Below are 13185 nucleotides of genomic sequence, written 5' to 3' on the forward strand. Positions count from 1 at the left end.
AATATTTACTTACCTCAGCAATAAAATATAGTCCGAGCAGATACGTTCTACCCCGGATGCTAGATATAAAAAAACAGATAAAAAAGGTCAACCAGAAATATCTGGCTGACCTTATTATAAGCTACATAAATCAATTCGCCTTGGCATGTGCAATGATTTGATCTTGATTATTCCACAAGAGATGACGCAAATTGGATTTGGATCCCTCGATGAAATAGAACGGAATCTGGTTCTGCTTCGCGATCTCCACACAGTCCCAGTATGCTTGATGCGATGTTGCCGTAAGCAATAAGAACAGTGCGGACGAACGCTTCAGATCATGGAATATCCGCTTTGGATTTTTCCCATTCTCATGTACGAGAGTAGCCCCCGTCTCCGCCACTACCTCTTCAAACCATTTCTTCAATCCACCGACAATCGTAATTTGGTGGCCTTCTAGGAATGGCTCTGGCTTCTCATATTCCTTCTTCGCTTGTGCCTTCGCAGCACGTGCGACACTCTGAACTGCTGCGCCGCTGCTCGCTGTACGCTTCGCTTCCAGTTCGGAGATGGGCTGCGCCCGATATAAGCGGGACAGGCGCGCTACTTGCTTCCCAATCTCTACGTTAAATGAGCAAGGATCCCCATCCTTCGGTGTACGAATGGCCACATCCCGTTCATGCAGCGGGAAGCGGTGCTGCGGGTCATTCAGATCGACGCAATACCAGGTAAAATGCTCTCCAAGGTGCACATAGCCATCATATTGAACAATGGAGCTGTTACTGTCATCCCCTTGAAGCAGCAGTTCAATCTCGTATTGCGTTGGATCATGCTGCTTCGGACGGCACAATACTCCTGCTTCGTGCTGCAATTGATGCTGCAGGACAAGACTTTCGGTAATATTAAACGTCTGTCCCGTCTCCAATACAATATACCCGCCATGATCACGGCGGAAGAACGTCCCATTCAGCCCGCTCTCGTCAGTTACAGACAAGCCATCAGGGTAGGAGCCTCCTTCCAATGCCGCAAAGGGTTCTGCATACCCGCTGCCTTCACTTCGCTCCAGAACCGCAGTGCCGCTGCTTTCTAATGCGCAAGCCGATTCTGCGTACGGCATTGAATCATGGCGCTGCCGTGCATGTATACTTGCAGAACGCTCCTCGCATTCTTCCTGCTGAGCCAATTCCGAATGCTCACGAATAGAACCGCTTCGTTCAGCAGGATGCTCATTCCGTCTCTCGATGAATTGCTCAAGCTCATCAATGAGCGCAAGAGACTCTCGTATCTTCTGTCTCCCATCCTTGCCGGATTGGACGACCGTATTGCGAGCCGCATGAACGGTGTCTTCCACATCGGTATACAGCAATTGAATGATATCCCGAATAGAGGAAGTTAACGACTTGGGACGAAGTACCTCAACTGTCGCAGCAGCAGCGGATTTCTTGGCTTGTGCAACCTGCCTGTTCAATTCATCGTTGTCCGCCCTTAGCGCGTTCACCTGTCTGCGCAGTTGGTTCAGCTTCTCCTCATGTCCAAGCAGCTCACTGCGTACGGACTGCATCTGTTCTTCTCTCGCGGCTAGCTCCTGCTGCATCAGCTCGGATTCCTTCTGCAGCTTGCTGCGCTCCTGTCGAATCACTCGCAGCTCTTCGTTGCGCTGCGCAAGAATTGATTCCAGCTCTTGAATATGTAAGTCCTTATCCTGCTGTACTTGTCCGCTCTCCTGCTGAACAAGCTGAAGCTGAGCATCGATATCAGTCAATTGGCGATTCAGCCGATGAATCTGCTTCTCCGTCTTCCCCAGCGACAGTTCAGCCTGCTTGCGCAAATGCGTCTCATGGTTCAATTTCTTCTTCAATTCAATGATTCGCTGCTCCAATTCAAGTGAAGGTTCTGTGGATTCCACAGACGGCTCCACTTCTGCAGGCAATGAGGTGGACTCATCTGTCAAATGCAGGACGGTATTGCTGGAGCCTTCCGAGCTTCCACCCTCGCTCTCCAGTTCCTCCATGGACTGCTTCCACAACGCTTCCTGCTCGGTTCGGCCTGGATGGAAGTAAAGCGACCAATAATAATGCCAAAATCCATGTTCAGCAATAATTGCTTCACGACGTGCAAGGAACGATTCAAGAGTATTCTCATCTTCCTCTTCTAGAACGATCATAAGCTGCTTTATCAACGAGGTAATCAATGTATATTTACGATTAAAATGATCTTGTCTGGATTTTACGTATTTGCGTATCTCTTTAATAAATAAAATAGTGGGCATGCTTTTTGAGGTGCGAACCGAGGGTAAATGCAAATCTACCGCCATTTCTCGCCTTGCCGCACCCGACATTTCCTTAAACAGAGCTACTAACTTATCCATTGATATAGTCTGTGTCAGCTCTTCTTCTATAAAGTCTTTGTACTTTTGTACTTCTTCTGCTATTTCAGTTCGCATTGAAAACCCTCCCATGGATAAAAATCAAGATGTCTATCATCTGCCGTTCATTGAACTCGATGCAGTCCCTAAGAAGAGTTGTCATTTAAATTAGGATCTTTTAGAATACAGGTACTATTACTATAATTTATATCATAGAGAACATAGATTTCAACTGCTCTTACAAGAAAAGTAATCGCCCTTTTCCGCACTGCAACCGCCTTTTTCATCTAATGCTGTCGATTTGTATTCCTTGACGTCAGTTGAATGATTTTTTCGTCGAAATATAGAACCCCTTCCGCATGCTCGTCCATTTGATATAATGAATTCAAGAACGACTAAGGGAATAGGAGAGGAGTATCCAACATGGCTTATTTTGCAGCAATCTTGGAAATGCAGGATGAGAGTAAAAACTTGACGTATCGTCCACATCACTTGGAGTACTTGGAACAGCTCGGCAAAGAGGGAAAGGTATTCGCCAAGGGACCGTTCGGAGATGGCTCAGGGGGTATGGTCATTTATATTGCTGACAATGTGGAAGAAGCTAAGCAATTGGCTGTGAATGATCCCTATGTGCAGGAAGGCGTACGCAAGCTGGATTTGCGCGAATGGAAGCTGCAGCTCGTTCAGGCATAAACCGCTTCAGGATTCGCTTGCTGTACGAATCGCAATCATGCCCCACTGGGTTGTCCCGGTGCGGGCATGTTTTTTCTATAGAAGAAGGAGATGAACCCAAATGAAGCAGCATTGGAATGTAGGAATTGTCTTATTTGATGATGTTGAGGTGCTGGACTTCGCAGGCCCTTTCGAGGTGCTGTCAGTTACAACCTATCCCGATCAAAATCCTGATACGACTGCGTTGAAGCCATTTCAAGTACGCACGGTATCGGAGCATGGCACTATGATTACCGCACGCAACGGACTGAAGGTCATTCCTGACTTCAGCTTCTCCAATGCGCCGCATTTTGATATTGTCATCGTCCCCGGAGGGCTGGGAGCAAGAAAACGGGAACTCCATAATCCCCATATGATCAAATGGATTCAGGATCGAATGCAGGCTGTCGATTTTATGACCTCGGTATGCACAGGATCGCTGCTGCTTGCAGAGGCAGGTCTTCTGGATGGCAAGCGAGCTACGACGCACTGGGCCAGTTATGATTGGTTAGCGGATCAGTATCCAGCGGTTGAAGTCGTGCGAGAAGTGAAGTATGTTGCAGATGGCTCCATCGTGTCATCCGGCGGGATTTCCGCTGGCATCCATATGGCGTTCTACCTTGTCCAGCAGCTTCTTGGAGTAGAAGTCGCCCGAACAACTGCCAAAGTTATGGAATACGACATTCAGTTCGAGCCAAGCAGCGCAACATGAAGATCGACCGCTTACTATCTATTGTCATTCTCCTCATCAACCGCAAGATGGTACAGGCCAAGGAGTTGGCTGACCGCTTCGAGGTATCGGTGAGGACGATCTATCGAGACATCGATACCATCAATCAGGCCGGCATTCCAGTCGTCACCTATCAGGGAGCAGGAGGAGGCATCGGCCTAGCAGAAGGCTACCGCCTAGATCGGAACCTGTTGACCAACGATGAGCTTGTCGCCATTGTTACTGCGCTCCAGAGCATCTCCTCCACCCATCCAAGCAGCGACAATGAGCTGCTGGTGGAGAAGCTGAGCAGTATCATACCGCCTGCCGATTCGGCACAGTTCCAATTGAGGACGCAGCAATTCATCGTCGACTTCTCCAATTGGGGCAGCAACGGTGTTCAGGAGCAGAAGCTGATGGTGCTGAAGGATGCGATTGAGCAGCAGCAGGCGGTTACCTTCACGTATTGCAATGCAGGCGGGAAGGTATCCTGCCGAACGGTAGAGCCCTATACACTGGTGCTGAAGCACAAGCGTTGGTACCTGTATGCGTACTGTACGCTGCGTGCCCAATTTCGCTTGTTCAAGCTGTTCCGAATGAAGGATTTGCTGGTTGAAGACAAGTTTTTCGTCCGCCAAGAGGTCTCGATTCACGATCTCCCATGGGAGCAGGAATGGCATGCGCCGGAACGAACCGAGAGAATCGTCCTGCGCTTCGATCCAGAGGTACGCCATTTGGCAGAAGAATGGTTTGGCGTAGAGGATCTGCAAGAGGATGAAGCAGGGGCGCTTGTCGCATCCGTTCCATTTCCCGTAGATAATTGGCTGTATGGCTTTATTTTAAGCTTTGGACAGCATGTGGAAGTGCTTGAACCGCTTCACATTCGTAACCAGATTGAACAGATTGCTTCTCGTATTGTTGAAAAATATAAAAAGTAAACCGGGAACCTGACAGAGAGTTGTCAGGTTCTCCTCTTTATAATGAGGCTATCAACGATACAGGAGTGATCGATTATGAATCAATTGATATGCCAAAGCTGCGGGATGCCGCTGGCGCAAGAGAACCAGTTCGGAACAGATAAGGATAATAAGCTTGTACAGGAATATTGTATTCATTGCTATAAGGACGGGGCGTTCACGAATCCCGATCTCACCCTCGAAGAGATGATCGACATCTGCGTACCATTTATGGTACAGGACGGAATGGAAGAAGCCGCTGCCCGCAATATGATGCAGCAATTCCTGCCGAACTTGAAGCGCTGGAGCATCGCGAACGGGGATGAAGCAGCCTCTTACCAGCCGATCCGAATCGTAGAGCTGGATGCGATGAAGCTCGCCGGTATTGCAACGCGCACGACGAATGCTAATGAAATGAGTGGCAATGGCAAGCTGGGTCCACTGTGGGGACAGTTCTGGTCAGAGCAGATTGCTGCACGAATTCCGAATTCTACAGATCCTGGAACAATATACGGCTGCTACAGTGACTATGAGAATGGGGCTATGGGTGAGTATACGACGCTGATCGGTGCTGCAATCGATCGGGATGCTGAGGTTCCTGGCGGATTGGAAGTTGTTGAAGTACCAGCAGCCAAATATGCCGTATTCACGACAGAACGCGGCCCTGTTACTGAGGTTGTTGCCCGTGCTTGGCAGTCTATCTGGAAATGGTCACTTACCTCTGGCGAGGAGCGCACCTTTACTGGAGATTTCGAGCGCTACGATGAGCGAAGCGCCAATCCAGAGGATGCACAGGTTGATATCTATATTGCGATTCGTTAAAGTTCGGCAAAATTCAGTTCGCAGCAGGGCGACCTCTTACGGGCCCCTGCTCGTAATTGGTTACTTTACTCAAAAGTGTCACTACATACTTCGACTGTTTACCTATCAATTTGATAACTGGAGGCTTTGATTATGATCACGTTAAATGAACAAACGCTTCTACGATATAAGCAATTTACAGATTGGACAGATACCCTACATCACATCAACGAGCACATCTGGTCACAACCGATCGCAGAAGGAAAAGCAACCGTTGCAGAAATCATTTCACATCTGATGAATTGGGATAAGCACTTGCTCTTTACCGTCATCCCTTCGATCCAGAATGGAGAAGGAATGGTCTTTCCTGATTTTGACCCGTTTAATAAGATTGCTTATGATTATGCCAATTCGGGAGTTTCCCAAGAACAGCTTCTCGACGAATTCAAGCAAACTCGCCATCAGCTTGTTGAAGCTCTATTAGCTGATCCTGACCTGACTGCCAAGCAGGTTACCGCGAACGGCGCAGCAACCTGCCCATATACAGGCATCCCTTACTCTTTGCTGTATGTCATTCATGAATTCAACGATCACGACAACCATCATAGGAAACAAATTGAATCGGTAATATAACGCGCTACAATGACTCAATCAACAATCGTAATACTATGACAAAACGCCCGTTCAATGGGCGTTTTGTCGTTTGATTAAATAGCAGATCTAGGGTTGATCTTTGCTCGGCAAATAGGTAGGCATCTTCACTTGCTTGATCATCAGCACGCCATCGAAATGTCGTCGCAGCTCTAGTGGCATCGGCATCATCACCTGATAAGATGCAATGGACCTCTCGAACATCCATGAATTTCCCCGCTCATTTTCCCGATATCGCAGATCCATGAACACATAGGGCTGTTCGGCAGCTGTAAGAATATCCTCCATCGATCCAGGAATAATCGGTGCCAAGTGAATAGGCTCCCTCGTATTCTCTGCCGCTTCACCTTCACCCATGAAGAGAGCGATGACGTAGCTTTCCCGCCGCAGTGCTTCAGGCATAAGCTCACCCATACTCTTCGGCATCGAATAGATAAGAGACTGGGCCTTGCTGATATGACCGTTATGTCCCCATACGATGATTTTTTCTTCTGGATATATGTCAGTAGCCAACCATGCCAAATTGCTGGCCATGGCCCGATCCCGCCATTCCATAATGGCCTGTGTTCCGCTATAATCGCCTTGTTCCGTTAATCGATTAGACTCGATGCTCAGTTCATTGAACTCCTGAATAACCCGAATGCGATCCTGCAGTGCGCGCTGCATCAGCTTGACGATATGCGGCTCATTGGGATACTCCCGCTTCAAGGCGTCAGCATTGTTCGGTACAGCTTGCAGCAGTTCTTCGTACACCTTCATTAACACCGGCTTCGCCTTGCGGTAGCCGTTCAGATCCGTACTCTTTCTCCATTTCTGAATCTCTTGCTCCGCTTGTATCGCTCTATTCTTCAGCGATTTGTTCGATATCCAATCTGCATCCTGGAATAACGAAGACTGCACCTGAATATCGAAGCCCGCAAGCCGCAGCGGAGCGTCGCTCGCGTGTGTTGCCTTCATATAGTCGAACAGCGGCTTTGTCTCTTCTGCCCACCATACGCCAAATATAGATCGCTTCATCGTCTGCTGTGCCGCATTCTTGTTCACTTGTCCTTGCGCGATCGCAGCATCGCCCAATCCACTCTCAAAGGCAACGACATTGTACCCAAGCGTCTGATGCAAATATTGAATCATGCGCGTTTTGGCCAAACTGAACTCAGCAACCCCATGCGAATTTTCGCCCAAGTAAACGATGCGCTTGTCAGCCAGCAGCGGAATTAGCATATCTAGATCACTCATGTTGTCTTGCACAATCGCTCCACCGTTCGGAGACCATTGTTCCGGTTGTATGTGGTTCCAAGCATAAGCATGATCTGCTGCCCAGCGCTTCCATTCAGATAGTGCGGCTTGATAAGTTCTTGCCGTCTCTTCTTGCTGTTTATGCACCGTCTCCACCGCAGTCCCTTTTATCGATAGGGAAGTATGTTTCTCCGTTTTCTCCGCCTCTCCATGTACAGGCCCCTCCGCCATCACAACCGAAGTGTATGCAGACGAGAGCACCGTTAGGGTGATCAGTAGAACGAGGATGCGTCGATGCTCCAAGTTATATCCATGTATCTTCACGAACTTCAGATCCTTCCTATCCCCATGAAATCTCTTCTTGTGTAATCATACTGAATCTGTTCCCTGTCTTCTTGACAATTTGTGCTCTCCTTTCAATATTTCGATAGGATAGCAGGAGAATTTAGATCGGATTAGCACAAAAAATATGCGTAATGTCCCGGCAGAGTGGTTCGTTTTCATTGACGAAATCGAAGTATACGCTCTCGACGGGAAAACAGCGGACGCAGTAAAACTGCCACAAGAGGCGATATGAAGAAATAAGAAAAAATAATGCAGAAGGAAGAGCCGCCTCCAGACAACTGTCTGCGAAGCGGCTCACTGTGTGCTTCTATGAACTTGTTAAGACTGCAGTACATATTGGGCGAACTTCTGATAATCGCTCTGCTTACATTCCAGTACAAGCTTCGTGCCCTGCTCCTCATATTCAGTAGCAAGAACATGCGCATGCTCGTTCAAGTAAGAGACATGCTGTCCTTCGTGATAGGGAATGAGCATCTCACACTTCACGTAATTTCGGAACACCTTGCCGCGAATCGCCGCGACCAGCTCATCCAGCCCCTGCTTGCCCTTGGCGAAATATACAAGGAATTGTCCTGCGATTCCGGTATTTCGCCATCCTTCAAATCGATCTTGTTATAAGCATAAATCATCGGAATCTCCTCGATCCCAATGGCCTTCAGCGTCTCATTCGTAATGCTGATGTTCTCTAGCGGAATTTGGCTATGAGCTACGTGTGAGCATCTTGCACCCAATTGGTTATTTTCATAACAAACTTATTTTCTTCTGCATAGCGACAAAATATCAACAACTTAAACCGGTAGCATTAGTACAAGAATAGAACAAAGAAAATATAGAGAAACTCTGAACATTATTTGTTATCAATTTTCTCTTAATATTTCAAGCATCTTCACGAATATTTATCTTAATAGTAGTATGTGGTAAATTATTGAACACAAAAACTAGCGACAGGACTTGACATCCTCAATATAGTTTATTGTCCTATTATTTGGAATAACTTAATTATTTTCTCACCCTAGACTCCAATAGAATTCAAAAAGGAGATGTATAGGATGAACAAGAAGTTAGTTACCGTATTGACCTCAGTATTTTGTTTTTCACTGATGTCAGTGACTGCATTTGCAGACACAACAACTCAAAGCTCTCTCGGAAAGTACACTGTAAAGGGTGAATTGAACGTTTCAAATCCAATTTACGCAAATCCATCAGCTTATGCAAAAACCTGGGTGCATGAAGGAGTCTCCTTGTACTCCCTTGAAGCAAAAGTCACCGTAGTTAATAGCGATAAGACCAGCGTTTCTAAATCAAAAAGTGGAGAATCAACAGATAAAGTCCAGACTGATAGTCAATATGCAAATACCTTTTCATCAAGTGATGTAAAATTTTACGGCAGCCATAAGGTTCAAGATAAGAATGTAGGCACTTGGCAGGATGGTACTGATTACAAGTTCTAATATACGCTGCAACTCTCAGGAGAATATACACTCCTGAGAGTTGGTTTATACGGAGGAATTATGAATTATAAAGTCCGACTCATAAAATTCATTTTTCTAGTAGTTATGCTAACTTCCTGTTCCCGCATCACAGATATGGATGTTCAATATTCCAAAGTAACCGACAACCAACTCGGATATGGTATTCAGATATTAAACACAAATAATGAAATAATAAAAGAATTTAAACATGAAGTTAGTGAAAACTTCGACTTTAAGGTCAGATTTTACAATAGATCCGGTCATCCAAATCAATTCAAATTGATTATGTTACTAAATTATTTAGAAATAGATTATACTTCTACTGATAAACTATTTAACAATAATGAGTATTTTTTTCTTGAAAATGATGCAGACATTGTAATTCCTTTGTCAATCCCTGTTACTTACAAAAACCATTCATTCGCTCCATTAATAGTGTCAGTGGTTGCTGGACCACAAAAACATGCTGGTGACCTAGGTGATACTTCTGATTTTTATGGAGTTAGCCAAAGAATTGATTTAACTCCACAAGATAATATGTTGAAACCGTTCGAATCGAAATCTATAAAATATTCAAGTAATACACGTATCCTTATCTCTAAAGACCCTTCCAATGTATATGAAGGTATATTAATCAATCAAGACAATTACTCTGAAAATGAGTTTTTTAGACTCCCTCCAAATGAACTAAAAACAAAACCAAATGAAAATGTCAAACTGAATGTAAGGGTAAATGGTCTCGCAAAAGATTATCTAGCTTTTTTCTTATTAAATTGGAAACAAATCGAAGTTAACGAGAATGAAAATTGGTGGTATTTTAGAAATCCAGAGGTAGATACAGCTTATAAAGAAATAACGATTAAAGCACCAGAGCAACCAGGGAAATATGAAATTAGTGCATACTTGGTATCTAACCCTTGGCTTATTAGAGACGACGATAACAATGTTTCTTTCACTATAGACACTTCTTTTAGATTTACAATACATGTGGAGTGATTTATATGATCAATAGGTATCTAAAAAATATTATTTACAATAAAGGTCCTGTTTCTTTGATGATGTTAGGCTTTATTATTAGCGCCACCGTAATTATTACTGGATTAAATATAAAAGATGGAATCAAAAACAAACTTTTAGAAACATCATATGGTCCAATTGAAAATATAAATTATACACATGTTAATTTTTCAAAAATGAAATATGAATTTATTAAACCAACTCTATTAAAATTATCAACTATCGGCGCAGAGTTTGCAGAAATACACGTAGGCCTAGATAATGGATTAATTGGGACTGAACAGAATAAACATGTTCTAATCGCTGTGAACTACAAGGAATATCCTGAATGGAAGCTTCCTTTGCTTTCAGGAAAAATTATTAGTCCAAGCGATATTCGCGACCAAAAAAAGTACATAATGATCGGACGTAATATATATAACAAATTTTCCAAACAAATAACCAACAACTCCCTCCTTATAAATGGATTGGAGTATAAAATAATCGGTGTTATTGGCAAAAAAGACAAGCAAACTGCATGGGATGATAGTATTTATTTACCAATTTCAAGCTTGCCAGACAATCTTCTATTCACTCAACCAACTTATAATGTTTTGATAAAAACCAATGGCACTTCTCCATCAAAAGTAACTGAACTGATTCAGCAATATGCCTCGAAGAATCCTAATATAACTATTAATGTTTCAAACATAGCTGTAAATTCTCAATATCAAAATAGTATTTATGGAGTATTAATTGTTGGCGGAACAATACTTTTAGTAGCTATACTAAACCTCATTAATCTATCTTCTTTTTGGTTGTACGAACGACATCGTGAGTTTTCCCTGAAGATGATTTTAGGAGCCACAAAAGGTAAAATTATCTTGGAAGTTATATGTGAATTATTTATTATGACAGTTGCCTCTGTATCAATTGCTTTACTTCCTGGATTGGCTTTCAGCAAAGCATTGGTATATATTTTTGATATTGAATCTATTATTTTGTCTCTCTCGAACATCTTATCAACTTTCCTTCTTCTTTTTCTTAGTACTGTAATTAGTGTAATATGGCCGTTAAAAACAATTATAACCCCTGATTTTTCTAGAATCACCCGAATGAGATGACGTAAGAAGGTGAATAATTCATGAACCTAAAATATCTATATAAATACAATATACAATATAAAGGTCGATGGTTTTTCGTAATGTTGCAACTCATTATAAGCATCACATTTATTAATTGGGGGGTACATTCGTATATAAGCAGTTATAAATTATATAAGAATGTGCTCTCTATTTCTCAACACAATGATGTTCGAATTTTTGTGAATAATGAAAATGAATCTAAATTACGCTCATTCTATGACTTTATTCAAGACCTGCCGGAAGTAACTTCTATTGCCACATATCTCAATAGAACAAATTATATTCCTGAACTTAAAACTGACACTGAGCTCTTTTTTGTTAGTAATGAACTTTTATCCAAATACCACTTAGAGCCTTTTCAAAGTTCAACAGACATATACATTAGTGAAAATCTTAATAATACAAACTTACAAAAATTGAATCTCCCTATCGCTGATGATAAAAAACAAACTGTAATACATCGTGAATTCAATATCAAAAAAAACCTTTCTTCAAACATAATTCTATGGAACGGAGGAACAACTTCACTTCAAGGAGCGATTTATGACAAGCAAAACTTCATAATTGCTCCAATCCAAAACGAACAGCTTAATGGAAAAAAATATATCGAAAGAATGTCCTATAACTCAATTATTACCTTACAAAAAAACTCTTCATTCGAACAATTCAATTCAAAAGTCAACGAATATCTTTCATTAAATAATATTTCAGCTAAAGTTTATACTATAGAGCAAATGATTGACCAAATAAAAAAACAAAACTCAACACTTATTTTTATTTCTATCTCATTAGGAATTATATTAACATGTCTTTCCATGATCGGATTTATCGGAATCATTTTTATGTCAATAAAAAAAAGGCTAACTGATTTAGCTATTTTGTATATACATGGCTCAAGTATTTCAATATTATTACTTTCTTTATTTTTTGAGTTCACATGTCAGCTCATTATTGCTTCATCTATTTCCTATTTTATTTCTTATTTGTTAACTCATCTGATAAACGATACACCAATATCTCTTTTAACGTTTGGGATTTCATCCTCTTTGTTCTTCATTATTGGAATAATCATTACATTTTTTATTAGAAACAAATTATCTCGTACAGAATTAATTCGCAGCATTAAAGAGGTGTATTAATGTGGAGAAACTAATAATCGATAGTATTTCAAAAAGTTTCAATAAAAGAGAAAAAAGAAATATACTGGATGGAATAGATTTCAAAATCACAAAAGGGGAAATGATTGCAATTACCGGACCGTCGGGTTCAGGAAAATCTACATTACTTAATATAATTGGTTGCATAGATTTCCCTGATGAAGGCTCTATTTACGTAGATAATATTGATGTCAAAAGCCTGACAATGAAAGAAATAGCTCTACTACGAAATCAAACATTCGGATATGTATTTCAAAATTTCTTACTACTGCCTCAATATACCGTATACGAAAACATTGAATTGCCTCTTTATTACCGAAAAACGAACAAAAAAACAAAAAAGAAGGATATAATGGAAACAATACAATATCTGGGTTTATCTGAATTTTATAATAAGTATCCTTCCGAGTTATCTGGAGGACAACAACAAAGAGTTGCTATTGGTCGTGCCTTAGTTGGAAAACCCGATATCATACTTGCGGATGAACCTACGGGCTCACTTGATCAGGAAAACGGTAAAATGGTGCTTAATTACCTAAAAGACTTAAATTCAAAAGGCAGTTCTATCATTATTGTAACACATGATCACTTTATCGCTAATCAATGTAATCGTATCATAAATCTTGTAGACGGAAAAATCAAAGACATATAGAAAGTGAGTG

14 protein-coding genes are annotated in these 13185 nt (G+C 42.2%); 10 read left to right on the plus strand and 4 right to left on the minus strand.

Features of this window, described 5'->3' with window-relative positions; genetic code table 11:
- Positions 1-130: 130 nt before the first annotated feature.
- Positions 131-2422: a hypothetical protein gene (locus tag PBN151_RS00795; protein WP_072727268.1), complete on the minus strand. Its 2292-nt coding sequence runs from the start codon at positions 2420-2422 to the stop codon at positions 131-133.
- Between the two features lie 345 nt (positions 2423-2767).
- Here PBN151_RS00795 and PBN151_RS00800 point away from each other — a divergent pair, with 345 nt between their 5' ends.
- The 5 genes from PBN151_RS00800 to PBN151_RS00820 all read left to right on the plus strand — a co-directional run bounded on the left by PBN151_RS00800 (position 2768) and on the right by PBN151_RS00820 (position 6154).
- Complete coding sequence (locus PBN151_RS00800) at positions 2768-3037, plus strand: YciI family protein (RefSeq protein ID WP_072727269.1); 270 nt, start codon at positions 2768-2770, stop codon at positions 3035-3037.
- Between the two features lie 100 nt (positions 3038-3137).
- Positions 3138-3767 carry a DJ-1/PfpI family protein gene (locus PBN151_RS00805; protein WP_072727270.1) on the plus strand — a complete coding sequence of 210 codons (630 nt, stop codon included), beginning with the start codon at positions 3138-3140 and terminating at the stop codon, positions 3765-3767.
- Positions 3764-4702, plus strand: a complete 939-nt coding sequence (locus tag PBN151_RS00810) for a helix-turn-helix transcriptional regulator (protein ID WP_072727271.1) — start codon at positions 3764-3766, stop codon at positions 4700-4702. Before PBN151_RS00805 ends, PBN151_RS00810 begins: the two co-directional genes overlap by 4 nt.
- Positions 4703-4777: 75 nt before the next feature.
- On the plus strand, positions 4778-5542 hold the full coding sequence (locus PBN151_RS00815) for an effector binding domain-containing protein (RefSeq protein WP_072727272.1): 765 nt from the start codon (positions 4778-4780) through the stop codon (positions 5540-5542).
- A gap of 132 nt (positions 5543-5674) precedes the next feature.
- On the plus strand, positions 5675-6154 hold the full coding sequence (locus tag PBN151_RS00820) for a DinB family protein (protein WP_072727273.1): 480 nt from the start codon (positions 5675-5677) through the stop codon (positions 6152-6154).
- 87 nt (positions 6155-6241) lie between these two features.
- On the opposite strand, the gene PBN151_RS00825 is transcribed toward PBN151_RS00820, so the two are convergent.
- The 3 genes from PBN151_RS00825 to PBN151_RS31680 all read right to left on the minus strand — a co-directional run bounded on the left by PBN151_RS00825 (position 6242) and on the right by PBN151_RS31680 (position 8484).
- The gene (locus PBN151_RS00825; protein WP_083544757.1) at positions 6242-7732 is read right to left on the minus strand and encodes an erythromycin esterase family protein; all 1491 of its coding nucleotides are present in this window, start codon (positions 7730-7732) and stop codon (positions 6242-6244) included.
- Positions 7733-8071: 339 nt separating this feature from the next.
- Positions 8072-8239: a hypothetical protein gene (locus PBN151_RS31675; RefSeq protein WP_227774249.1), complete on the minus strand. Its 168-nt coding sequence runs from the start codon at positions 8237-8239 to the stop codon at positions 8072-8074.
- A complete protein-coding gene (locus PBN151_RS31680; protein ID WP_072727274.1) occupies positions 8236-8484 on the minus strand; it encodes a hypothetical protein in 249 nt (82 codons plus the stop codon). Before PBN151_RS31680 ends, PBN151_RS31675 begins: the two co-directional genes overlap by 4 nt.
- A gap of 318 nt (positions 8485-8802) precedes the next feature.
- Between PBN151_RS31680 and PBN151_RS00835 the strand changes: the two genes are divergently transcribed.
- From PBN151_RS00835 to PBN151_RS00855, 5 genes are all read left to right on the plus strand, one after another.
- Entirely contained in the window at positions 8803-9204 is a 402-nt protein-coding gene (locus tag PBN151_RS00835; protein ID WP_072727275.1) for a gluzincin family metallopeptidase, read from the plus strand.
- Positions 9205-9264: 60 nt separating this feature from the next.
- Entirely contained in the window at positions 9265-10221 is a 957-nt protein-coding gene (locus tag PBN151_RS00840) for a hypothetical protein (RefSeq protein WP_072727276.1), read from the plus strand.
- 5 nt (positions 10222-10226) lie between these two features.
- Positions 10227-11345, plus strand: a complete 1119-nt coding sequence (locus PBN151_RS00845; protein ID WP_072727277.1) for an ABC transporter permease — start codon at positions 10227-10229, stop codon at positions 11343-11345.
- Positions 11346-11545: 200 nt separating this feature from the next.
- A complete protein-coding gene (locus tag PBN151_RS00850) occupies positions 11546-12505 on the plus strand; it encodes an ABC transporter permease family protein (RefSeq protein ID WP_139295249.1) in 960 nt (319 codons plus the stop codon).
- 1 nt (position 12506) lies between these two features.
- A complete protein-coding gene (locus PBN151_RS00855; protein WP_072727279.1) occupies positions 12507-13175 on the plus strand; it encodes an ABC transporter ATP-binding protein in 669 nt (222 codons plus the stop codon).
- The last annotated feature ends 10 nt before the right edge of the window (positions 13176-13185 follow it).

This window comes from Paenibacillus sp. NAIST15-1, from assembly GCF_001894745.1.
Lineage (GTDB): Bacteria > Bacillota > Bacilli > Paenibacillales > Paenibacillaceae > Paenibacillus_B > Paenibacillus_B suaedae.